At 72.9% G+C, this 21388-nt stretch carries 21 protein-coding genes and 1 tRNA gene; 17 read left to right on the top strand and 5 right to left on the bottom strand.

Features of this window, described 5'->3' with window-relative positions; translation table 11 throughout:
- Nucleotides 1-195: 195 nt before the first annotated feature.
- Nucleotides 196-2334 (bottom strand): glycogen debranching protein GlgX, encoded by a 2139-nt coding sequence (gene glgX / locus EXE57_RS04870; RefSeq protein ID WP_244246997.1) that lies wholly within the window; start codon nucleotides 2332-2334, stop codon nucleotides 196-198.
- Nucleotides 2335-2404: 70 nt separating this feature from the next.
- On the opposite strand from glgX, the gene EXE57_RS04865 reads away from it, so the two are divergent.
- The 4 genes from EXE57_RS04865 (at nucleotide 2405) to EXE57_RS04850 (ending at nucleotide 5524) form a co-directional block, all read left to right on the top strand.
- The gene (locus EXE57_RS04865) at nucleotides 2405-3193 is read left to right on the top strand and encodes an enoyl-CoA hydratase/isomerase family protein (RefSeq protein ID WP_135074511.1); all 789 of its coding nucleotides are present in this window, start codon (nucleotides 2405-2407) and stop codon (nucleotides 3191-3193) included.
- Nucleotides 3194-3248: 55 nt separating this feature from the next.
- Entirely contained in the window at nucleotides 3249-3626 is a 378-nt protein-coding gene (locus tag EXE57_RS04860; protein WP_135074509.1) for a hypothetical protein, read from the top strand.
- 136 nt (nucleotides 3627-3762) lie between these two features.
- Entirely contained in the window at nucleotides 3763-4539 is a 777-nt protein-coding gene (locus EXE57_RS04855) for an electron transfer flavoprotein subunit beta/FixA family protein (protein WP_244246996.1), read from the top strand.
- 13 nt (nucleotides 4540-4552) lie between these two features.
- A complete protein-coding gene (locus tag EXE57_RS04850; RefSeq protein WP_135074505.1) occupies nucleotides 4553-5524 on the top strand; it encodes an electron transfer flavoprotein subunit alpha/FixB family protein in 972 nt (323 codons plus the stop codon).
- 80 nt (nucleotides 5525-5604) lie between these two features.
- Here EXE57_RS04850 and EXE57_RS04845 read toward each other — a convergent pair whose 3' ends face one another.
- A complete protein-coding gene (locus tag EXE57_RS04845; protein WP_135074503.1) occupies nucleotides 5605-7188 on the bottom strand; it encodes a lysyl oxidase family protein in 1584 nt (527 codons plus the stop codon).
- 126 nt (nucleotides 7189-7314) lie between these two features.
- On the opposite strand from EXE57_RS04845, the gene EXE57_RS04840 reads away from it, so the two are divergent.
- The 8 genes from EXE57_RS04840 (at nucleotide 7315) to EXE57_RS04810 (ending at nucleotide 11364) form a co-directional block, all read left to right on the top strand.
- Nucleotides 7315-8571 (top strand): glutamate-5-semialdehyde dehydrogenase, encoded by a 1257-nt coding sequence (locus EXE57_RS04840; protein WP_135074502.1) that lies wholly within the window; start codon nucleotides 7315-7317, stop codon nucleotides 8569-8571.
- A 42-nt stretch (nucleotides 8572-8613) separates the two neighbouring features.
- On the top strand, nucleotides 8614-8757 hold the full coding sequence (locus tag EXE57_RS19920; RefSeq protein ID WP_208542972.1) for a hypothetical protein: 144 nt from the start codon (nucleotides 8614-8616) through the stop codon (nucleotides 8755-8757).
- A gap of 62 nt (nucleotides 8758-8819) precedes the next feature.
- On the top strand, nucleotides 8820-9416 hold the full coding sequence (gene nadD, locus EXE57_RS04835; protein ID WP_208542971.1) for a nicotinate-nucleotide adenylyltransferase: 597 nt from the start codon (nucleotides 8820-8822) through the stop codon (nucleotides 9414-9416).
- Nucleotides 9413-9790, top strand: a complete 378-nt coding sequence (rsfS, locus tag EXE57_RS04830) for a ribosome silencing factor (protein WP_135074500.1) — start codon at nucleotides 9413-9415, stop codon at nucleotides 9788-9790. The genes nadD and rsfS overlap by 4 nt, the downstream gene beginning before the upstream one ends.
- Entirely contained in the window at nucleotides 9780-10418 is a 639-nt protein-coding gene (locus EXE57_RS04825) for a histidine phosphatase family protein (RefSeq protein WP_135074498.1), read from the top strand. The genes rsfS and EXE57_RS04825 overlap by 11 nt, the downstream gene beginning before the upstream one ends.
- 33 nt (nucleotides 10419-10451) lie before the next feature.
- Nucleotides 10452-10524, top strand: a tRNA-Ala gene (locus EXE57_RS04820).
- A 73-nt stretch (nucleotides 10525-10597) separates the two neighbouring features.
- The gene (locus EXE57_RS04815; protein ID WP_135074496.1) at nucleotides 10598-10969 is read left to right on the top strand and encodes a hypothetical protein; all 372 of its coding nucleotides are present in this window, start codon (nucleotides 10598-10600) and stop codon (nucleotides 10967-10969) included.
- Nucleotides 10966-11364, top strand: coding sequence for a hypothetical protein (locus EXE57_RS04810; protein ID WP_208542970.1), 399 nt, complete (start codon nucleotides 10966-10968; stop codon nucleotides 11362-11364). The genes EXE57_RS04815 and EXE57_RS04810 overlap by 4 nt, the downstream gene beginning before the upstream one ends.
- On the opposite strand, the gene EXE57_RS04805 is transcribed toward EXE57_RS04810, so the two are convergent.
- The gene (locus tag EXE57_RS04805; protein ID WP_135074494.1) at nucleotides 11357-12121 is read right to left on the bottom strand and encodes an SDR family NAD(P)-dependent oxidoreductase; all 765 of its coding nucleotides are present in this window, start codon (nucleotides 12119-12121) and stop codon (nucleotides 11357-11359) included. The genes EXE57_RS04810 and EXE57_RS04805 overlap by 8 nt on opposite strands.
- A gap of 198 nt (nucleotides 12122-12319) precedes the next feature.
- On the opposite strand from EXE57_RS04805, the gene leuS reads away from it, so the two are divergent.
- The 5 genes from leuS (at nucleotide 12320) to holA (ending at nucleotide 19787) form a co-directional block, all read left to right on the top strand.
- Nucleotides 12320-14803, top strand: coding sequence for a leucine--tRNA ligase (gene leuS / locus EXE57_RS04800; RefSeq protein ID WP_135074491.1), 2484 nt, complete (start codon nucleotides 12320-12322; stop codon nucleotides 14801-14803).
- A gap of 30 nt (nucleotides 14804-14833) precedes the next feature.
- Nucleotides 14834-15700, top strand: coding sequence for a DegV family protein (locus EXE57_RS04795; RefSeq protein WP_135074489.1), 867 nt, complete (start codon nucleotides 14834-14836; stop codon nucleotides 15698-15700).
- Between the two features lie 75 nt (nucleotides 15701-15775).
- On the top strand, nucleotides 15776-16609 hold the full coding sequence (locus EXE57_RS04790; RefSeq protein ID WP_135074488.1) for a ComEA family DNA-binding protein: 834 nt from the start codon (nucleotides 15776-15778) through the stop codon (nucleotides 16607-16609).
- A 4-nt stretch (nucleotides 16610-16613) separates the two neighbouring features.
- The gene (locus EXE57_RS04785) at nucleotides 16614-18797 is read left to right on the top strand and encodes a ComEC/Rec2 family competence protein (RefSeq protein WP_244246995.1); all 2184 of its coding nucleotides are present in this window, start codon (nucleotides 16614-16616) and stop codon (nucleotides 18795-18797) included.
- A 9-nt stretch (nucleotides 18798-18806) separates the two neighbouring features.
- Nucleotides 18807-19787 carry a DNA polymerase III subunit delta gene (gene holA / locus EXE57_RS04780; protein WP_135074486.1) on the top strand — a complete coding sequence of 327 codons (981 nt, stop codon included), beginning with the start codon at nucleotides 18807-18809 and terminating at the stop codon, nucleotides 19785-19787.
- A 204-nt stretch (nucleotides 19788-19991) separates the two neighbouring features.
- On the opposite strand, the gene rpsT is transcribed toward holA, so the two are convergent.
- Nucleotides 19992-20252: a 30S ribosomal protein S20 gene (rpsT, locus tag EXE57_RS04775; RefSeq protein WP_135074484.1), complete on the bottom strand. Its 261-nt coding sequence runs from the start codon at nucleotides 20250-20252 to the stop codon at nucleotides 19992-19994.
- Nucleotides 20253-20417: 165 nt separating this feature from the next.
- Nucleotides 20418-21368, bottom strand: a complete 951-nt coding sequence (locus tag EXE57_RS04770) for a phosphotransferase (RefSeq protein ID WP_135074482.1) — start codon at nucleotides 21366-21368, stop codon at nucleotides 20418-20420.
- Nucleotides 21369-21388 lie beyond the last annotated feature (20 nt).

Here is a 21388-nt window from a genome sequence, read left to right as displayed (position 1 = left end):
CCGACGCCGAGGCGCGGGACCCGGTTGCCGCCCTGCGTGGGTGCGGGGGTTTCGAGGCTCGGGCCTGGGCGGCCTTCGCACCTCAACCACCGGTGCGGGCACCTCGTACGGCTGACCCCTCCCGGAGGTCGAGGTGTGAGGCGCCCCGGCGCCGAGCCTCGAGACCCGGTGGGGGTGGGCAGCGCCCGGCGTACGTCAGGTCTGGCGGAGCACCACGACGGTGAGGCCGCCGAGGGTGAGCGGCTCGCCGGCGAGGACCGCGGTGCCGTGGGGGAGGTCCGGGTCGGTGGAGAGGACCACCTCGCCGGTCCGGACCCACGCGTTGTCGGGGAGCGCGACCTCGACCGGCTGCTCGCCGGAGTTGAACCACAGCATGAACGAGGCGTCCCGCTGCTGCTCGCCGCGCGGGCCGGGGGAGCGGAGCGGGTCGCCGGAGACGAACATCCCGATCACCTCGAGGGTGCCGTCGTGCCAGTCCAGCGGCGACATCTCGCGCCCCTCGGGGTGCAGCCAGGCCAGGTCCTTCGGCCCGCCCTCGATGGTCGGGGAGCCTGCGAAGTGGTGCCGCTGCCGCAGCGCCGGGTGCTCGCGCCGCAGCCGCAGCGCGGCCTTGGTGACCTCGTACACGTCGAGCCAGGCGTCGTCGGGGCGCCAGTCGAGCCACGACACCTCGTTGTCCTGGACGTAGGCGTTGTTGTTGCCGCGCTGGGTGCGGCCACGCTCGTCGCCGGCGGTGATCATCGGTGACCCGTTGGACAGGCACAGCGTGGCGATCATGTTCGACGCGATCCGGCGCCGGAGAGCGATCACCCCCGGATCGTCCGTCTCGCCCTCGTGGCCGAAGTTGTACGACCGGTTGCCGTCGGTGCCGTCCCGGTTGTCCTCGCCGTTGGCCTCGTTGTGCTTGTGCTCGTAGGTCGTCCAGTCGCGCAGCGTGAAGCCGTCGTGGGCCGTCACGAAGTTGACCGAGGCGTACGGCGACCGCCCGTCGTCGGCGTAGAGGTCCGAGCTCCCGGCCAGCCGTGAGGCGGCCTCGCGGACCGATCCCGCGCCCGGCCGCCAGAAGTCGCGCATCGTGTCGCGGTAGCGGTCGTTCCACTCCACCCACGGCGGCGGGAAGGAGCCGACCCGGTAGCCGTCCATCGAGGCGTCCCACGGCTCCGCGATCAGCTTCACGTAGCGCAGCACGGGGTCCTGCCCGATGGTCGTCAGGAACGCGCCGTGCATGTCGATGTCGTGGCCGGTCCGCGCCAGTGCCGAGGCGAGGTCGAACCGGAACCCGTCGACGTGCATCTCGGTGACCCAGTAGCGCAGCGAGTCCAGGATCAGCCGCAGCGCGCCGGGGTTGGTGGTGTCGACGGTGTTGCCGCAGCCCGTGACGTCCCAGTAGGCGTCGTCGCCGGTGCCGGACCGCTTGTAGAAGCCGGCGTCGTCCAGCCCCCGGAACGAGTACGACGGCCCGGTCGGGCCGCCCTCGGCGGTGTGGTTGTAGACCACGTCGAGGAACACCTCGATCCCGGCTCGGTGGAAGTTCTTCACCATCTGCTTGAACTCGGTGACCTGCTGACCGCGGTCGCCCGTGGAGGAGTACGCCGCGTGCGGCGCGAGGTAGCCGATCGTGTTGTAGCCCCAGTAGTTGGTCATCCCGCGCTCGGCGACCGAGGGCTCGGTCAGGAAGTGCTGCACCGGCAGCAGCTCCACCGCGGTCACGCCCAGGTCGTTGAGATAGTCGGTCACGGCCTCGCTGCCGAGGCCGGCGTACGTCCCGCGCAGCTCCTCGGGCACCCGGTCGTGCAGCTGCGTGAAGCCCTTGACGTGCAGCTCGTAGATGACCGTGTCGCGCCAGCGCGTCCGGAGCCGGGTGTCGCCCTCCCAGTCGAACTCGTCGTGCACGACCACCGACCGCGGGACCGCGGGCGCCGAGTCGCGGGGGTCGCGGGAGCGCCCGTCGCCGGTGTGGGGGAGTGCGAGGTCGCCCGGCGCGACCTCGCCCGAGATCGCGCGGGCGTACGGGTCGAGGAGCAGCTTGGCCGGGTTGAAGCGCAGGCCGTGCCCGGGGTCCCAGGGACCGTCGGTGCGGAAGCCGTAGCGCTGGCCGACCCGGACACCTGGCAGCTTGCCGTGCCAGACCCCGAGCGTGTGCTCGGTCAGCCGGTGGCTGGTCTCGGTGCCCTCCTCGTCGAAGACGCAGACCCAGGCCGCGGTCGCCTGCGGCGCCCAGACCGCGAAGTTGGTGGCCTCGGGCGCCCACGTCGCGCCGAGCTGCTGGTGGAACCCCGGCCAGAGGGGCGTCGTCTCGTCGTGGTGCTGCCACCGCCAGGTGTTGAGGCTCACCCGGCCCATTCAATCCCATGGCCGTCGCTACCCTCGTCGGGACCTGTGAAGCGAGGAAGAGGAGCGGCAGATGCCTGAGGGTTCGGAGTTCGTACGTCTCGAGGTCGACGGGGGCGTCGGCACCATCCGGCTCGACCGTCCCAAGATGAACGCCCTCAACGCGCAGGTCCAGGAGGAGATCCGGGCCGCTGCAGCCGAGGCGAGCGAGCGTGAGGACGTCAGGGCCGTCGTCGTCTACGGCGGCGAGCGGGTCTTCGCGGCCGGTGCGGACATCAAGGAGATGGCCGAGATGTCCTACACCGACATGGTGGGGCGCTCTGGCAAGCTGCAGTCCGCCTTCAGCGCCGTCGCGCGCATCCCGAAGCCCGTCGTGGCCGCGGTGACCGGCTACGCGCTCGGCGGGGGCTGCGAGCTCGCGCTGTGCGCCGACGTGCGGTTCGCGGCCGAGGACGCCGTGCTGGGGCAGCCCGAGATCCTGCTCGGCATCATCCCCGGCGCCGGCGGCACCCAGCGGCTGACCCGCCTGGTGGGACCCAGCACAGCCAAGGAGCTCATCTTCACCGGCCGTTTCGTCAAGGCCGACGAGGCGCTCTCGATCGGGCTGGTCGACAAGGTGTTCCCGGCCGACACGGTCTACGAGGAGGCGCTCGCCTGGGCGAAGCAGTTCGCCGGGGCGGCGTCGTACGCCCTGCGCGCGGCGAAGGAGGCCGTCGACCGTGGCTCCGAGGTCGACCTCGACACCGGGCTGGAGATCGAGCGCCAGCAGTTCGCCGCGCTGTTCGCCACCGAGGACCGCAGCATCGGGATGGACTCCTTCGTGGCCAACGGTCCGGGCAAGGCGGAGTTCCGGGGCCGCTGAGCCCTTCGTCACAGCGAGGGGCCGGGCGGACGTCGCTGGGCCTATGATCCGGCCCATGTCCAAGCGCAGGGCCACCCCCGACGACCCGTCCGGAGACACCACCACGAAGGCGCCCCCCGGCGGTCGCCGGGCGCTCGACGTCGTACGCCTCCGGCTCGCGCAGCTGGTGTGGCTGGTCTGCGTGGTGTGCGCCCTGCTGCTCGCGATCGGCGCGCTGCTGGTCGCGCTGGGGGCCAACCAGGACAACGCGCTCGTCGACGCGGTGCTCCGTGGCGCGGACGCCGTCGACCTGGGGGTCTTCTCCCGCGAGAACGGCATCAAGGAGTTCCGCGGCCCGGACGCCGACGTCAAGAACGCCCTGCTCAACTGGGGCCTCGGCGCGGTGGCCTACCTCGTGGTCGGACGGATCCTCGACCGCGTGATCCGGCCCTGAGCCGGGCCGAACCGCTGTGAGCCACCCCACCGACGGGGCCGGTTCCCTGACAAGTTTCCCGCTAGTAACCTCGAACCCACCCGAGAGCACAGGAGGGGCCTGACCGGCCACGCACCCTATGAACATTGTCGTCTGTGTGAAGTACGTACCCGACGCCACCGCCGACCGGCAGTTCGAGCAGGACAAGACCGTGGACCGCGACGGTGTCGACGGTCTGCTGTCCGAGCTCGACGAGTACGCCGTCGAGCAGGCCCTGCAGCTGAAGGAGAAGGCGGAGAGCCCCGAGGACGTGAAGGTCATCGCCCTCACCGTGGCGCCCGAGGCCGGCGTCGACGCCGTCCGCAAGGCGCTGCAGATGGGCGCTGACTCCGGCGTCCACGTGGCCGACGAGGCCATCGCCGGCTCCGACGCGATCGCCACCTCGCTGGTGCTGGCCAAGGCCATCGAGAAGATCGGCGACGTCGACCTGGTGATGTGCGGGATGGCGTCGACCGACGGCTCGATGAGCGTCGTGCCCGCGATGCTGGCCGAGCGCCTCGACCTGCCCCAGGTGACCCTGGCGTCGGTGATCGAGACCCAGGGCGACCAGGTCCGGGTCAAGCGCGACGGTGACGTCGCCACCGAGGTGATCGGTGCGACCATGCCGCTGGTGATGTCGGTGACCGACCAGACCGGTGAGGCCCGGTACCCGTCGTTCAAGGGGATCATGGCGGCGAAGAAGAAGCCGCTCGAGACCTACACGCTCAGCGACCTGGGCGTGGACGCCGGTGACGTCGGCCTCTCCGTGGCCTGGACCGAGGTCCAGGACACCACCGCGCGCCCGCCGCGCAGCGCGGGCGAGATCGTGACCGACGAGGACGGCTCGGGCGCCAGCGCGCTCGTGGACTTCCTCGCCTCCAAGAAGTTCATCTGAGGAGCTCCCTGACATGACCGAAGTCCTGGTACTCATCGACCACGCCGACGGCGAGGTCAAGAAGCCGACGTACGAGCTGCTGACGCTGGCGCGTCGCCTCGGTGAGCCCTCCGCCGTGTTCATCGGTGCGGGCAGCCAGGGTGCCGCCGCCGCCGAGAAGGTCGCGAAGTACGGCGCCGAGAAGGTGTACGTCGTCGACGACGCCGACATCAAGGGCTACCTCGTGGCCCCGAAGGCCGAGGCCCTCCAGCAGCTGGTGGAGAAGAGCTCGCCCGCCGCGGTCCTCATCCCGTCCACGTTCGAGGGCAAGGAGGTCGCCGGCCGGCTGGCGATCAAGATCGGCTCCGGCCTGATCACCGACGCCGTCGACGTCCAGGCAGACGACGGGGGCGACGGGACCCCGGTCACCACTCAGTCGGTCTTCGCCGGCAACTACACGGTGACCGCCAAGGTCACCACGGGCACGCCGATCATCACGGTCAAGCCCAACTCCGCAACCCCGGAGGAGGCTGCCGGGGCCGGCACCGTGGAGGAGTTCGCCGCGACCGTGTCCGACTCGGCCAAGAAGGCCCAGATCGTGGCCTCGCAGCCGCGCAAGGCCAGCGGCCGTCCCGAGCTGACCGAGGCCGCCATCGTGGTGGCGGGCGGACGTGGGACCGGTGGCAAGTTCGAGCCGGTCGAGGGCCTGGCCGACGCGCTCGGCGGCGCCGTGGGCGCCTCCCGTGCCGCCGTCGACTCGGGCTGGATCCCTCACAGCTTCCAGATCGGCCAGACCGGCAAGACCGTCTCGCCGCAGCTCTACGTCGCGGGCGGCATCTCGGGTGCGATCCAGCACCGGGCCGGCATGCAGACCTCGAAGACCATCGTCGCGGTCAACAAGGACGACGAGGCCCCGATCTTCGAGCTGGTCGACTTCGGCGTGGTGGGCGACCTCCACACCGTCTTCCCGGCCGCCGCCGAGAAGGTCAACGAGCGCAAGGGCTGAGCTCCCGAGCCCCCAGCACCACGAGAGGGCCCCACCACCGAACCGGTGGTGGGGCCCTTCGTGCGTGCCGCGGGGTCCGGTCAGTTCCGGAGGAAGCCGTCGAAGCTCCACTCCTCGATCACGCCGACCTGCGCGGCCCGCACCTTGCGCACGCCCCGCTTGGTCGTGAAGATCTCGACCTTCCGGAACGAGTCGTTGTTGGAGTAGTCGAGCTCCTGCAGGTTGCGCCCCTCGTTGACGCCGCCCGGCTCGTCGGCCGGGTTGGCCTCGACACCGATGTAGTAGGTGCCGTCCGGGACGTTGCCGATCCGGAAGGCCTGGCCGGCCCGGAACTGGTGGTAGGTGTCACCGTGGCCGTTGGCCAGCACCTGGCGCAGCGACTGTGCACCCCGGCCGCCGCACTGGCTGCCGAGGTCGGTGTACTCGGGCCGCATGTCGGCGTTGGGGACGGTGAGGTCCACCGCGTCGGTCGCCACCAGGCAGAACGACGCCTTCGTCGACTTCACGACCACGTCCTCGAGCCGGTCGCCGTTGGCGTCGGCGCCGTAGAGGTTGTAGCGCGCGAAGTCCTCGAAGTGCCAGTGGTTGTGGTTGGCCGCGTGGTAGGCGAACTCGCCGACCGCCTCGTAGCCGGTCTGGTTGCCGTCACCGTCGAAGTAGTACTGGTAGGCGGTCATGTGGTCCTCGTGGTCGCCGGGACCGCTGCGCGCCGCGTGGTCGTGGTCCTCGCGGAAGCCCTCGATCACCATCGGGCCCGCGCCCCCGTTCCACACGGTCGCGCCGAAGCGCATCGCGGTGCCCTTCTCGTTGAGGCTGATGTCGAAGGCCGGCAGTGACCGCAGGTCGGGCGCGAACTCGTCGGCCAGCGCGCCGGCGGACTCCGCGGTCGGGGCGTCGGTGGTCTCCTCGAGGCCGTCGTCGGTGGTGTCGGCGGTCGCGGCCCGCTGGGCGGCTGCGGCGGCGGTCCGGGCGGTCGGGCGCCAGTTCTCACGACCCTTGCGGACGACGAGCGTGGACTCGGCGCGGCCGTCGGCCTCGCTGATGCCGAAGAACTCACGCCACTCCGGCGTGATGAAGGCGACCATCTCGTAGGTGCCGGGCTTGAGGCGCAGTGCGGAGCCCCACTCGGGGAACATGGAGGCGGAGTAGTCCTGGGCCACGCCCATCACCGAGCCGAGGGTGTAGGGGTTCCACGGGCAGCCCCAGGGGTACGGGTTGCTGATCGGCCCGGTCGGGCCGACCTTCGTCGCCTCGCCGTTGAAGCAGCCCGGGGTCCGGATCACGCGAGGGCGTCGGCCCTCACGCAGGATCCTGACGGTCGCGAAGTGGTCGAGGCCCTGCCAGGAGCTCATGGAGCCCTCGGGAAGCGCCACGTCGTCCTCGGCGCCCGCGCCGCGCTGCCACACGGCCGCGATCGGGCCGTCGTAGGCCTCGGGACGGGTGGCCCGGATCTCGAACGGTGCGCCCTTGGCGGTCATGCGGAAGCCGAGGCCGGAGTAGACGTACCCGTCGTAGCTGCGTGCCACGACCCGGTTGGGAGCGTCCAGGACGAGCGGGGACACGACGTCCTCCGCCTGGGCGCTGGTGGTCGTGAGGGCGCTGAGTGCGCCGGAGAGCGCGAGTGCGACTCCCGTGGCTGCTGCGGTGAGGGCACGCCGTTGCATCTGATTCCTCTCGGGACAGGGGAGCCCGATGCCCCCGCTGCTTGGTTGACGCACAGGATCACCGATCGGTTGCCTGCATGCCGGTACATCGGCCGAAAATCTTTCGGGCGCGGCTAGCCTGCGGCCATGGACGAGTCGGTGACCGACGAGGTGCGCGCCCTGGCCGTGCGCGCACGCGCGGCCGCACGCCACCTCGCCCTCGAGCCCCGGGCGCGCAAGGACGCCGCCCTGGAGGCGATGGCCGGGGCCCTGCTCGGTGCGCGCGAGGAGGTGCTGCGGGCCAACGGGGAGGACCTGGCCCGGGCCGAGCAGGCCGGGACGCCGGCCAACATCCTGGACCGGCTGCGGCTCACCGACGAGCGGCTGGCGCAGATGGCCCAGGGCCTGCGCGACGTCGCCGGGCTGCCCGACCCGGTGGGCGAGGTGGTCCGCGGCAGCACGCTCGCCAACGGCCTGGAGCTGCGGCAGGTGCGGGTGCCGTTCGGCGTCGTCGGGATGATCTACGAGGCCCGCCCCAACGTCACCGCCGACGCGGCCGGCATCTGCCTGAAGTCGGGCAACGCGGTGCTGCTGCGCGGCTCCTCGAGCGCCCGGTCGTCCAACGCCGCCGTGGTCCGCGTGCTGCGGGAGGCCGCGGCCGACTCGGGGCTGCCCGCCGACGTGGTGCAGCTCGTGCCGGCGGAGAGCCGGGACTCGGTCACGGCGCTGATGCGGGCCCGCGGCCTGGTCGACGTGTTGGTGCCGCGCGGTGGTGCGGGGCTGATCCGGTCGGTGGTCGAGGGCTCGACGGTGCCCGTCATCGAGACCGGGGTCGGCAACTGCCACGTCTACGTCGACGCCGGGGCCGACCTGGACCGCGCCCTCGCGATCGTCCTCAACGCCAAGACCCACCGGACCAGCGTCTGCAACGCGGCGGAGTCGCTGCTGGTGCACGAGGCGGTCGCCGAGGTGTTCGTGCCGCGGGTGGTCGAGGCGCTGCAGTCGGCCGGCGTGACCGTCCACGGCGACGGCCGCTTCCTCGCCCAGGACGGCGTGGTCGCCGCCACCGACGACGACTGGGGCACCGAGTACCTCTCGCTCGACATCTCCGCCCGGGTGGTGGCCGGGCTCGACGAGGCGGTCGACCACATCCACCGCCACGGCACGGGTCACTCCGACGCGATCGTCACCGAGGACCAGTCGGCGGCCCGTCGCTTCGTGGCGGCCGTCGACTCCGCCGCGGTGCTGGTCAACGCCTCGACCCGCTTCACCGACGGGGGCGAGTTCGGATTCGGCGCGGAGATCGGCATCAGCACCCAGAAGCTCCACGCGCGGGGACCGATGGGGCTTCCCGAGATGACCACGACCAAGTACGTCGTGACCGGTGACGGCCACGTTCGCTGACGTCTGGTCGGTCCGGGCCGGACCACCGGTAGGCTGACCCCCATGTCGTTGAGCGTCATGGCCACCGAGGCCCACCACGAGGTCAGCACGTCCCTGAGCTGGGGTATCGGGATCGGAACCCTCGCGCTCCTCCTGCTGCTGCTGGGCGCCCTCGTCGCGTTCGGCGGGGGACGCGAGCACAGCTGAACGCCCAGCACCGCCCCGGAGCGCACGCCGCCGCAGCCCCGTCCCCTCGCCGGGTCGGGGTGATGGGCGGCACCTTCGACCCGATCCACCACGGTCACCTCGTCGCCGCCTCCGAGGTGCAGGCGTGGTTCGACCTCGACGAGGTCGTCTTCGTGCCGACCGGCGACCCGTGGCAGAAGTCGGACCGCACGGTCTCCCCGGCGGAGCACCGCTACCTGATGACCGTCATCGCGACCGCGGCCAACCCGCGGTTCCGGGTGTCACGGGTCGACATCGACCGCGACGGACCGACGTACACCATCGACACGCTGCGCGACCTGCGCGCCGAGCTCCCGCAGGCCGAGCTCTACTTCATCACCGGCGCGGACGCGCTGGCCGACATCTTCACCTGGCGCGACGCCGGTCGGCTCTTCGAGCTCGCCCACTTCGTGGGCTGCACCCGACCCGGCTACGACATGGACGCCTCCATGCTGCGCAACATCCCCGAGGACCGGGTCACGCTCGTCGAGATCCCGGCCCTCGCCATCTCCTCCTCCGACTGCCGTGCGCGAGCGACGCGCGGTGAGCCGGTCTGGTACCTCGTCCCCGACGGCGTCGTCCAGTACGTCGCCAAGCACGCCCTCTACCGTGATCCCTCCCAGCCCTCCGGAGTCGCATGACCGCCACCGACCGTGCCGTCGAGCTCGTCCACACCGCCGCCCGCGCGGCGGCCGACAAGCTCGCCACCGACATCCTCGCCTTCGACGTCAGCGAGCAGCTCGTCATCACCGACGCGTTCCTCATCGCCTCCGGGAGCAACGACCGGCAGGTCCGCGCGATCGTGGACGCCGTCGAGGACGGCCTCCGCGAGGTCGGCGCCAAGCCGGTCCAGCGCGAGGGGGAGCGTGACGGGCGGTGGGTGCTCATCGACTACGGCGAGATCGTGGTCCACGTCCAGCACGCCGAGGAGCGCGAGTTCTACGCCCTCGAGCGGCTGTGGCGCGACTGCCCGACGATCCCGCTCCCGGCCGACGTCACCAGCAGTGACCGCTGACGCGCGGCGGCTGGTGCTGCTGCGCCACGGGCGGACCGCCTGGAACGCCACCGGCCGCGCGCAGGGCCACGCCGACGTCGAGCTCGACGACCTCGGTCACGCCCAGGCCGAGCTGGCGGCGCCCTGGGTCGCGGCGATGCGACCGGCCGCGCTCTGGTCCTCCGACCTCGCCCGGGCGCGCCAGACCGCGGCGTACGTCGAGAAGGAGACGGGCCTCACCGCACGGCTGGACGCCCGGCTGCGCGAGTACGACGTGGGGGAGCGGACCGGCCTGACGATGGCCGAGTTCGCGAACCGGCACCCCGAGGAGCACGCCGCCTGGCTGCGCGACCGGCGCTCCGAGGTCGCCGGCGCCGAGGAGACGATCGAGGTCCTCGCCCGCATCCTGCCGGCCTACGACGACGTCCTCGCCGGGCTCGGCCCCGGGGAGTCCGCGGTCGTGGTCACCCACGGTGCCGCGCTCAAGGTCAGCGTGCTGGCGCTCCTCGGCTGGCCGCAGGAGCAGAACCGCTCGCTGGAGGGCCTCGACAACGCCCGCACCGCCGTGCTGGAGGAGCAGGCGGGGTCCTGGCGCCTGGTGGCCTGGAACGCCGGACCCGATTTCGCGTCGGTGGAGACCGCCCGCTAGTATTCCTGCTCGTTGCCGCAAGGCGACTGGCCCGGGGCTGTGGCGCAGCTGGTAGCGCATCTGCATGGCATGCAGAGGGTCAGGGGTTCGAGTCCCCTCAGCTCCACCGACACCGAGAGGCTCCGCGCAAGCGGGGCCTCTCGTCATTTCCACGGTGGTCGCCCCGTAGCCTTCTCGTCGTGACGACGCTCGCCTGGGTGGCTGCCGCGACGCTGGTCGCCCTCGCCGTGCTCGCGGTGGTCGCGAGCAGGGTCCCCGCCCTCGACCGTCCGGTCCGGACGGCCGTCCTCGTGGCCGAGCTCGCGCTCGTCGTCCTCGTCGTGGCCGAGCTCGTCCGGGTGCTGGCGGCCGACCCCGCCGACCGCCCGGACAGCATGCTCACGCACGTCGGGTACGCCGTGGCCACGGTCGGCCTGGTGCCGACGCTCGTGCTGCGCCGGCCCGACCCCGAGGACCCGGACGGCCCCGTCGAGCCGGCGTCGATGTGGGTGGTCGCGATCGCGCTGCTGGCCGTGGCGGTCTGTGTCGTCCGCCTGGTGCAGACCCGGTGAGCGGGCGCGGCTCGACCGGCCGCCAGGTGCTCGTGGCCCTCTACGCCGTGTTCGCGGTCGCCGCCGGTGCCCGGTCGCTGGTGCAGATCACGACCCGGTTCTCCGAGGCGCCGCTGGCGTACTCGCTCTCGCTCGTGGCCGCCGTGGTCTACGGCGTGGCCACGGTCGCCCTGCGGCGTCCGACCGTCCGGGCCCACCGGGTCGCCACCGTCGCCCTCGGCATCGAGGCGGCAGGAGTGCTCGTGGTCGGCACGCTGTCCTACGTCCGCGCCGACTGGTTCCCCGACCAGACGGTGTGGTCCCACTTCGGCGCGGGGTACGGCTTCGTGCCGCTGCTGCTGCCGTTCGTCGGCCTGTGGTGGCTGCGCCGCCACCCGCCCGCCCGGGTCAGCTGATCGTCATCCCGCCGTCCACGGGCAGTGTCTGGCCGGTGATGTAGCCGGCGGCGTCGGAGGCGAGGAACACCACGGTCGCCGCGAGCTCCGCCGGGTCGCCCTTGCGGCCGACCGGGATCCGCGTCTGCTGCTGCTCGAGGTAGCCGTCGGGGTACTGGTCGGTCATCTCCGAGGTGAAGAACCCGGGTGCCACGGCGTTCACGCGGATGCCCTTGCGGCCGGTCCACTGCTGGGCGAGGTCGCGGGTCAGGCCGATCAGCCCGGCCTTCGACGCCGCGTACGCCGCCTGCGGGAGCCCGGCCGTGGTGAGGCCCAGGACGCTGGAGATGTTGACGATGCTGGAGCCGGGCTGCATCACCCGGCCGCACGCCTGGGCCATCCAGTAGCAGCCGTTGAGGTTGACGTCGATGACCTGCCGGAACTCCTCGGGCGTCTCCCGGGTGGCCGGGACGGCGGTGCCGATGCCGGCGTTGTTGACCAGGACGTCGACCCGGCCGAGCTCGGCCATCGCGGTGTCGACCAGCGCCTGGCACTGGTCGGGGTCGGCGACGTCGGTGGCGAGGGTGACGACGCGGCGACCGGCGTCACGGACCAGCCGGGCGGTCTCCTCCAGCCGGTCGACCCGGCGGGCGCCGAGGACGAGATCGGCGCCGGCCTCGGCGAGGCCCTGGGCGAAGGCGACGCCGAGCCCGCTGGAGGCCCCGGTCACGATCGCGACCCGGCCGTCGAGGCGGAACATGTCAGGCACGTTGCTCATGCCGGCGACCCTATGGGGGGCGCACCGCACACGCACGGTGGGCACGGCCGCCCGGTTCGCTACCATGGGTGCATGCGCAGGATCCTGCTCCTTACCCAGCCGCGTCGGTGACGCACCACCCCGACGCGGCTGCCCCTCGTGACCGAGGGGCTTTTTTGTGCCCGAGGACGCCGGAGCAGGACGAGACGAGAGAGACTGATGAGCGAGCAGCAGACGGAGCAGACGTCGTACGACGTGCACGCGGTCGAGGCGAAGTGGCGCCCGGTCTGGGAGGAGCTGCAGCCCTTCGCGGCCGACGACGCGGCGGTGCTGTCGGGGGAGCGGGAGAAGCGCTACGCGCTCACGATGTTCCCCTACCCGAGCGGTGACCTGCACATGGGCCACGCCGAGGTGACCGCGCTGCACGACGTCATCGCGCGCTACTGGTGGCAGCAGGGCTTCGAGGTCCTCAACCCCATGGGCTGGGACTCCTTCGGCCTGCCCGCCGAGAACGCCGCGATCCGCAACGACGCGCACCCCGCCGACTACACCTACGGCAACATCGACACCCAGCACGACTCCTTCCGCAGGTACGCCGTGAGCTTCGACTGGTCGCGCCGGTTCAACACCTCCGACCCGGCCTACTACCGCTGGACCCAGTGGCTGTTCCTGAAGCTGCGGGAGCAGGGGCTGGCCTACCGCAAGAACTCCCCGGTCAACTGGTGCCCGAACGACCAGACCGTGCTGGCCAACGAGCAGGTCGTCGACGGCGCCTGCGAGCGCTGCGGCGCCGAGGTGACCAAGCGCGAGCTGACCCAGTGGTACTTCCGCACCACGGCGTACGCCCAGGAGCTGCTGGACTGCCTGGACGAGCTGCAGCCGACCTGGTCGGACAAGGTCGTCAACTCCCAGCGCAACTGGATCGGCCGCTCCGAGGGTGCGCACGTCGACTTCGTCGTCGAGGGTCGCGAGGAGCCGCTGACGGTCTACACGACCCGTCCGGACACCCTGTTCGGCGCGACCTTCATGGTGGTGGCCGCTGATGCGGCGCTGGCCGGTGAGCTGGTGACCGCGGAGCAGCGGGGTGCCCTGGACGACTACCTGGTCGAGGTCCGCAAGGAGACCGAGATCAACCGGCTGTCCACGGACCGGCCCAAGACCGGTGTCTTCCTGGGCGTGCACGCCACCAACCCGCTGACCGGCACCCGGATCCCGGTGTACGCCGCCGACTACGTGCTGGCCGACTACGGCACCGGCGCGATCATGGCGGTGCCCGGCCAGGACCAGCGTGACTGGGAGTTCGCGAAGGCCTTCGACCTGCCGATCGTGCGGACCGTCGAGCCGCCGGCCGACTGGGAGGGCGACGCCTTCACGGGCGAGGGCCCGGCGATCAACTCCGCCAACGACGAGATCGACCTGTCCGGGATGGGGGTCGACGAGGCCAAGGCCACGACCATCGCCTTCCTGGAGCGCCAGGGGCTGGGACGCGGCACGGTCAACTTCCGGCTGCGCGACTGGTTGCTGTCGCGCCAGCGCTACTGGGGCGCCCCGATCCCGATCATCCACTGCCCGGTCGACGGTGAGGTCGCCGTACCGGAGGACCAGCTGCCGGTCGAGCTGCCCGAGCTGCGCGGCGCCGACCTCAAGCCCAAGGGCACCTCGCCGCTGGGTGCGGCGACCGAGTGGGTCGAGGTCACCTGCCCGACCTGCGGCGGTCCGGCGAAGCGCGACACCGACACCATGGACACCTTCGTGGACTCGTCCTGGTACTTCTTCCGCTACGTCTCGCCCCAGGACGAGACCCAGGCGTTCGACACGACGCTGGCCAACGCGTGGGGTCCGATCGACCTGTACGTCGGCGGTGACGAGCACGCCGTCCTGCACCTGCTCTACGCCCGCTTCTTCACCAAGGCGCTGCGCGACCTGGGCCTGGTCGACTGGGACGAGCCGTTCTCGTCGTACCTGAGCCAGGGCAAGGTGATCAACCACGGCCGCAAGATGAGCAAGTCGCTGGGCAACGGCGTCAACCTGGGCGAGCAGCTGGAGGAGTTCGGGGTCGACGCGGTCCGGCTGACGCTGGTCTTCGCGAGCCCGCCCGAGGACAACATCGACTGGGCCGACATGTCACCCGGCGGATCACTGAAGTTCCTGCAGCGTGCCTGGCGGCTGTCCGGCGACGTGGCCTCCGACGCCGGTACGCCGGCCGAGGGCGGCGACGTCGCGCTGCGGCGGGTCACCCACCGCACCGTCCACGACGCGGCCGGCCTGGTCGAGAGCCACCGCTTCAACGTGATGGTGGCGCGGGTCATGGAGCTGGTGAACGCGACCCGCAAGGCGATCGACTCCGGCTGCGGCCCCGCCGACCCGGCGGTGCGGGAGGCGGTGGAGGCGGTCGCGGTCCTGCTGTCGCTGGTGGCGCCCTACACGGCCGAGGAGATGTGGGAGCGGCTCGGCCACCGGCCGACCGTCGCCCGTGCGGGGTGGCCCCAGGTCGACGAGGCCCTCCTGGTCGAGGACCACGTCACCTGCGTCGTCCAGGTGAAGGGCAAGGTCCGGGCCCGCCTGGAGGTGGCCCCCGACATCGCCGACGCCGACCTGGAGGCCGCGGCGCTGGCCGACCCCGCCGTGCAGCGTGCGATCGACGGCGCGCCGGTCCGCAAGGTCATCGTCCGCGCGCCCAAGCTGGTCAACGTCGTCGTCTGAGCGCGGGTCGCCCCGGATAGGGTCTGGCCCATGTCTCGGACCGTCGTCGTCACCGACTCCACGGCCTCGCTGCCGGCCGAGGTCGTCGACGCGCACGGCATCGTCGTCGTGCCCCTGCAGGTGGTGGTGGGCGCGACGTCGTACGAGGAGGGCAGCGAGGGGGCCACGCCCGAGATGGTGGCCGAGGCCCTGCGCGACTTCCGGCCGGTCAGCACGTCGCGCCCCGCGCCGGCGGCGATGCTGGAGGTCTACGAGCGCGCCGCAGCCGCGGGGGCGGAGGCCGTCGTGTCGGTCCACCTCTCCGGGGAGATGAGCGGCACCTTCGAGTCCGCCCAGCTCGCTGCCCGCGAGGCGTCGATCCCGGTCGTCCCCGTCGACAGCCGCCAGGTCGGCATCGCCACGGGCTTCGCGGTGCTCGCCGCCGCCGAGGTCCTCGAGCGCGGTGGCGACGCGGAGCAGGCCGCGACCGCAGCGCGCGAGCGTGCCGCCGCGACCACGTCGCTCTTCTACGTCGACACCCTGGAGTACCTCCGACGCGGGGGACGGGTCGGGGCCGCAGCGGCCCTGCTCGGCGGAGCGCTGGCGGTGAAGCCGCTGCTGGCGATCGAGGACGGTCGCGTGGTCAACCGCGAGAAGGTCCGGACGGCGACCCGCGCCCTCGCACGGCTCGAGGAGCTCGCTGTCGAGGCCGCCGGCGACGGGCCGGTCGACATCGGGGTCGCCCACCTCGCCAGCGAGGAGCGGGGGGCAGAGCTCGCGGGAAGGCTCGCCGGGCGACTGGCGGACAACCTGGAGGGTCGCGAGGTCCGCTGCGGAGAGGTCGGCGCGGTGCTCGGGGCGCACGTCGGGCCCGGCATGCTGGCTGTCTGCGTCGCGCCGCGAGTCGCGCACAGCTGATTCCCTCGCCGGGGTTCTCCACAGGCCCCGTCGACCACCTACCGCCCGGACCGCCCGGTTCCTAGCCTCGCGGTCATGGCCAGTCGACTCTCACGCGCCGAGCACGAGGCCGCCCTCGCCCGGCGCCTCGAGCAGCTGAGCGCCGAGCTCGCCGGGGCCCGGGTCCCTGCCGCGGACGATGGCGGCGAGGACCCTCCTCCCGACCCCGTGCTCGTGCCGCAGCCCGGTCGCCACGCCTCCCGCCGGGCCGGGGGACCGCCGCGGCTCCTCCCCGAGGCCGTGCGCGGCCGGGTCGCGCTCGGTCCGGCCCAGCTCGCTGTCGTGGCCGTGCTGGTGGCGCTGGGCCTCGGCGTCACCGCGTGGTGGGTCGTGCGGGGCGACCCCGCCCCGGTCACGCCCGTGGTCCCGGTCGGGGGTGCGCCGCCGGCGGGGCTCGCCACGCCCTCGGAGGGGCCGGCGGTGGCGCCGTCCGGAGAGGCTGCCCCGAGCGCCACCGTCACCGTGGACGTGGCCGGCAGGGTGCGCCGCCCGGGCATCGCGGTGCTCGTCGACGGCGCCCGGGTGGTCGACGCGCTGGAGGCCGCGGGCGGGGCGCGGCCCGGGGTCGACCTCAGTGGCCTCAACCTCGCGCGGCTGCTCGTCGACGGCGAGCAGGTGCTGGTCGGGGTGCCGGCGGCGGCCGCCCCGGCGCCGACCGTGCCCGGCGAGCCGGCGGGAGCCCTGGTCAACATCAACACTGCCGGCCCGGAGGAGCTCGAGACGCTCCCCGAGGTCGGCCCGGTGACGGCGGCGGCGATCGTGACCTGGCGCGAGGACAACGGCGGCTTCACCGCCGTCGACGAGCTGCTCGAGGTCGACGGGATCGGGGAGGCGACGCTCGACGCGATGGCTCCCTTCGTGACGGTGTGAGGGGGTGGAGCGTGCCGACCTGAGGATGCCGGCCCTCGCCCTGGCCGCCTGGGCGGGCGGACTGCTCGCCGCCCTGCTGCCGTGGTGGGCGACCGGCGTGGTCGCGCTGGCCGGGACGGTGACGGCGGTGCTGCGCCGCAGCGGAGCGCTGCTGGCCGCGGTCCTCGTCCTGGCTGCCGTGGGGGCGGCCGGGCTGTTGCGTGACGCCCAGCTGCAGCGGGCCCCGGTGGCGGAGCTCGCGTCGGCGCGCGCCGTCGTGACGGCTGAGGGGGTGGTCACCTCCGACCCGCGGCCCACCACCGGCTTCGAGGACGGGGTGGCCGTGCGCGTCACGCTGCGCGAGGTGACCGGCCGCGGCACGACGTACGCCCTCCGGTCGCCGGTCCTCGTCTTCGCCGATGCCGGCTGGGAGGACGTCGAGCTCGGGTCACGCCTCCGGCTCGACGGACGACTGGCGCCCGCCGAGGGCGACGACCTCGCCGCCACGCTCGCGGTGGGCGGGTCGCCCGTGGTGGTCGCTCCCCCCGACGTCTGGTGGCGCGGCGCCGCAGCCGTTCGCGCCTCCCTGCGCGAGGCGGTCGCCCACCAGCCGGAGCACCAGCGGGCGCTGGTCCCCGCTCTGGTGGTCGGTGACGACGCCGGTCTCGACCCGCAGCTCGCCGAGGACTTCCGCGCGACCGGCATGACCCACCTGCTCGCCGTGTCGGGGACCAACCTGACGCTCGTCGTCGGCTTCCTGCTGGTCCTCGGCCGGTGGTGTGGCGTGCGGGGCCGGGGGCACTACGTCGTGGGCCTGGTGGGGATCGTGGGGTTCGTGCTCCTGGCACGCACCGAGCCGAGCGTCGTGCGCGCCGCCGCCATGGGCACCGTCGCGCTCGTGGGCATGGGGGTCGACGGCCGTCAACGGGGTCCCCGGGCACTGGGCGTGGCCGTGGTGGTGCTGCTCCTGCTCGACCCCGGCCTGGCCACCTCGGTCGGGTTCGCGCTGTCCGCGGTCGCGACCGGTGGCATCCTGCTGGTCGCCCCGGGTCTGCGTGACGCGATGGCGCGCTGGCTGCCGCGCTGGGTGGCCGAGGCGGTCGCGGTGCCGCTGGCGGCCCAGCTGGCATGCACGCCGATTGTGGCCGGCATCTCCGGCCAGGTGAGCCTGGTGGCCGTGGCCGCCAACCTCGTCGCAGCTCCCGCGGTGGGGCCGGCGACCGTCCTGGGGCTCGCCGGTGGGCTGCTGGGACTGATCGCCGCCCCGCTCGGCAGGGTGCCGGGCACGCCGGCCGGGTGGTGCGCCGCGTGGCTGGTCGAGGTCGCGCAGCGCGGGGCTGCGCTGCCGGTGCCCGCCGTGGGGTGGGGGACCGGTGCGGTTTCGCTGGGGCTGCTGACGGCGCTCGTGGTCGCCCTCACCGTGGTGCTGCCGCGGTTGCTCGCCCGGCCGGCGACCGGCATCGGGTGCTGCTGCCTGGTCGCGGTGCTCGTGCTGGTCCGGCTCCCGACCCCGGGCTGGCCGCCCGCGGGCTGGGTCATGGTGGCGTGCGACGTCGGGCAGGGGGACGCGCTCGTGGTGCGGGCCGGGAAGGCCAGCGGCGTGGTCGTCGACGCCGGTCCCGACCCGGCGTTGGTCGACCGGTGCCTCGACCGGCTCGGGATCGAGCGGGTGCCGCTGCTGGTGCTGACCCACCCCCACGCCGACCACGTCGACGGGGTGGCCGGGGTGCTCGAGGGACGGGAGGTGGCCGAGGTCGAGACCCATGCGGACGCGGCGTACGGCAGCACCCGCGTGGTCGGCGACGCGACCCTCCAGGTGCTCTGGCCGCCGCCCGGCCACACCGTCGAGAACCCCAACGACGCCAGCGTGGTGCTCCTCGCCGAGGTGTCCGGCAGCCGCCTGCTGCTCACCGGTGACGTCGAGCCGCCCACCCAGCTCGCCCTCGCCCGGAGCTGGCCCGGGCTGCAGGTCGACGTGGTGAAGGTGCCCCACCACGGCAGCCGCTTCCAGGACACCGGGTGGCTGCTCGGACTCGGTGCGGAGGTCGCCCTGGTCTCCGCCGGCGCCGACAACGACTACGGCCACCCGGCACCCGAGACCCTCGCCGCGCTCTCCGCGACGGGAGCGCAGGTGCTGCGCACCGACCGGCAGGGCGACCTGGCGGTCGTGGTCGAGGACGGTGCGCTCGGTGTCCTCACCACTCGGTAGGGTCCGGGCATGGCTGGACCCCGCGCGGCTGACGTCCTGGGCCGGGTCACCCTGGTGACCGGCAAGGAGGAGTACCTCAACGAGCGCACGGTCGTCGCCGTCCGCGCCGCCGTCCGCGGCCATGACGCGGAGGCCGAGGTCTCCGACACCCGCGGGGCCGACCTCACGCTCGCCTCGCTCGGGGAGCTCACCGCCCCCTCGCTCTTCTCCAGCACCCGCTGCATCGTCGTGCGCTCCCTCGAGGACCTGCCCGAGGAGTCGGTGGCGGGTCTCCTCGACTACGTCGCCTCACCCGTCGACGACGTCGCGCTGGTCCTCGTCCACGGTGGCGGCCAGAAGGGGAGCGGTGTGCTGACCAAGCTGCGCAAGCAGCCGGCGGTGACCGAGGCGAAGTCCGGTGAGCTCCGCCCCAGCGACTACCCCGGCTTCGTGGCCGCCGAGGTGCGCGCGGCGGGTGGGAGGATCGAGCCGGCGGCCGCGACCGCCCTGATCCAGGCGGTCGGCCAGGACCTCCGCTCTCTCGCCGCCGCAGCCAGCCAGCTGGTCAGCGACTTCCCGGACGTGACGCTGGGGGAGGAGCAGGTCAAGCAGTACTTCGGTGGCCGCGCCGAGGCGAAGTCGTTCGCCGTCGCCGACGCGGCCTTCGGGGGTCAGCGGGCCCAGGCCCTCGAGGAGCTCCGCTGGGCGCTCGACGCGGGGACGGCGGCCGTCCTGGTCACCTCGGCCTTCGCGGGCAGCGCCCGCGGCCTCGCCCGCTACCTCGGCGCGCCACGCGGGATGCGCGAGGCCGATCTCGCCCGTGAGCTCGGCGTCCCGCCGTGGAAGGTCCGCACCGTCCGCGACCAGTCGCGGTCGTGGTCGGAGACGGCCATCGCTGGCGCGATCCGGGCTGTCGCGCAGGCCGATGCCGACATCAAGGGCGCGGCCAGCGACCCCTCCTACACCCTGGAGCGGCTGGTGCTCACCGTGACCGCGCTCCGCGACCGCTAGACAGTCGTTCCTCCTGGCACGCCCCTCGCGGGCTCGGGCAGGGGCTCCCGGGTCTCGTGACGCCTCGCTCGTCCCCTCGCTCCGCTCGGGTGCGAGCCGGGCTCCTCGACCTCCTCGCCTTCCCTGTCCCTCGCAGGCTCGGGACAGGGGCTCGGAAATGCAGAAGGACCCGCCGGAGCGGGTCCTTGCAGCGTCAGGCGCGGGTCAGAGAGACGCGGCCTTCTTGGCGATCGCCGACTTGCGGTTGGCGGCCTGGTTCTTGTGGATGACGCCCTTGGAGACCGCCTTGTCGAGCTTGCGGGAGGCGTCGCGACCGGCAGCGACGGCGGCGTCCTTGTCGCCGGCCTCGGCGGCCTCGCGGAACTTGCGCACGGCGCTCTTCAGGCCCGTCTTGACGGACTTGTTGCGCTCGTGACGCTTCTCGTTCTGCTTGTTCCGCTTGATCTGGGACTTGATGTTCGCCACTGATGAAGCCTTCGGACTAGAGGAATGTGCTGGTCGGGTGGTGCTGAGACGGAGAGCCGCGCCGCTGCGCGCGCGACGTGAAAGGCTAGCAGCGCGCAGCGCTGCCGCCCAAATTGCGAGGACGGGCAGCCGGAGCCGGTGACCTCACGCTACCCGACGTCCCGCTCACCAGCCCCGTCGCTCTCCCAGCCACGCCCAGCAGACCTCGCCCTGCCAGCGCTGGTGGTCGCGGATGTGCGGTGACGTGGGGGGTACCGGGTCCTGCGCCGAGGCCAGGAAGTAGCCGGTCACCAACGCCAGCACGATGTCGACGGACTCGGCCGGCACGTCCCGGAGCAGCGGGCGCCGCCTGATGACCTCCTCCACGTCCAGCCCGTCGCCGCGCGGGCCGATCAGCATCAGCAGCGAGTCGATCCAGTCCGCCCCCGCGACCGGGAAGTTCCAGTCGCAGAACCAGGCCCGCCCGTCCGGGTCGAGCAGCACGTTGTCGTCGCGCAGGTCGGAGTGGACGACCGTCTGGCCGGCCGTCACCTCCCCGAACCTGGCGGCCAGCGCGGCGGCCTCCTCCACGCGGGCGAGGCCACCCGGGAGGGTGTGCAGCCGCTCCCAGTACGCGGGGAAGCCTGCGAGCTCGTCCGCGAAGCCGTCGAGCGCCAGCGCCTCGGGAACCGGGGTGAGCGCGGCCGCGACCGTCTCCAGGGAGTCGAGGCAGGCGTCGAGGTCCGGCACGGTCCACGGCCGGGCCGGCTGGCGGGAGGCGACGTGCTCGATCCCGAGCACCACCCAGTCCTCCTCGAGCGTCCACAGCAACCGTGGCGCGGGCACCCCCTCCGGGAGCGCTGCGAGCTTGCGCGCCTCGACGCGGTAGGCCTCGGCGAACATCCGCTGCGCCTTCACCGAGGCAGCCTTCACGAAGTGGCGCGACCCGTCCTCGCACACCAGGACCGAGGCGAAGCCCGGGGTGAACCCGGATCTTTGGGTGTGCGCGTCCACGACCGGCGAGCCGCAGCGGCGTTCGATGGCAGCGCGCAGGTCGGGCGGCAGGAAGGGCCACTCCAGGCGGCGGGCCGTACGGCCGTGCGGGATGGCCGTGGGGAGACGGACGGTGGAGCTCATGGCGATCATCCTCCACCACC

The sequence above is a fragment of the Nocardioides euryhalodurans genome (assembly GCF_004564375.1).
Classification (GTDB): Bacteria; Actinomycetota; Actinomycetes; order Propionibacteriales; family Nocardioidaceae; genus Nocardioides; species Nocardioides euryhalodurans.
This window is presented reverse-complemented; position numbering and strand designations above follow the sequence as displayed.

What these genes read in the sequence shown, in the direction of transcription:
- EXE57_RS04865 (WP_135074511.1), top strand. Translation starts at nt 2,405, where the DNA reads ATGCCTGAGGGTTCGGAGTTCGTACGTCTCGAGGTCGACGGGGGCGTC.
- EXE57_RS04860 (WP_135074509.1), top strand. Translation starts at nt 3,249, where the DNA reads ATGTCCAAGCGCAGGGCCACCCCCGACGACCCGTCCGGAGACACCACC.
- EXE57_RS04850 (WP_135074505.1), top strand. Translation starts at nt 4,553, where the DNA reads ATGACCGAAGTCCTGGTACTCATCGACCACGCCGACGGCGAGGTCAAG.
- EXE57_RS04845 (WP_135074503.1), bottom strand. Translation starts at nt 7,188, where the DNA reads ATGCAACGGCGTGCCCTCACCGCAGCAGCCACGGGAGTCGCACTCGCG.
- EXE57_RS04840 (WP_135074502.1), top strand. Translation starts at nt 7,315, where the DNA reads ATGGACGAGTCGGTGACCGACGAGGTGCGCGCCCTGGCCGTGCGCGCA.
- EXE57_RS19920 (WP_208542972.1), top strand. Translation starts at nt 8,614, where the DNA reads ATGTCGTTGAGCGTCATGGCCACCGAGGCCCACCACGAGGTCAGCACG.
- nadD (WP_208542971.1), top strand. Translation starts at nt 8,820, where the DNA reads ATGGGCGGCACCTTCGACCCGATCCACCACGGTCACCTCGTCGCCGCC.
- rsfS (WP_135074500.1), top strand. Translation starts at nt 9,413, where the DNA reads ATGACCGCCACCGACCGTGCCGTCGAGCTCGTCCACACCGCCGCCCGC.
- EXE57_RS04805 (WP_135074494.1), bottom strand. Translation starts at nt 12,121, where the DNA reads ATGAGCAACGTGCCTGACATGTTCCGCCTCGACGGCCGGGTCGCGATC.
- leuS (WP_135074491.1), top strand. Translation starts at nt 12,320, where the DNA reads ATGAGCGAGCAGCAGACGGAGCAGACGTCGTACGACGTGCACGCGGTC.
- EXE57_RS04795 (WP_135074489.1), top strand. Translation starts at nt 14,834, where the DNA reads ATGTCTCGGACCGTCGTCGTCACCGACTCCACGGCCTCGCTGCCGGCC.
- EXE57_RS04790 (WP_135074488.1), top strand. Translation starts at nt 15,776, where the DNA reads ATGGCCAGTCGACTCTCACGCGCCGAGCACGAGGCCGCCCTCGCCCGG.
- holA (WP_135074486.1), top strand. Translation starts at nt 18,807, where the DNA reads ATGGCTGGACCCCGCGCGGCTGACGTCCTGGGCCGGGTCACCCTGGTG.
- EXE57_RS04770 (WP_135074482.1), bottom strand. Translation starts at nt 21,368, where the DNA reads ATGAGCTCCACCGTCCGTCTCCCCACGGCCATCCCGCACGGCCGTACG.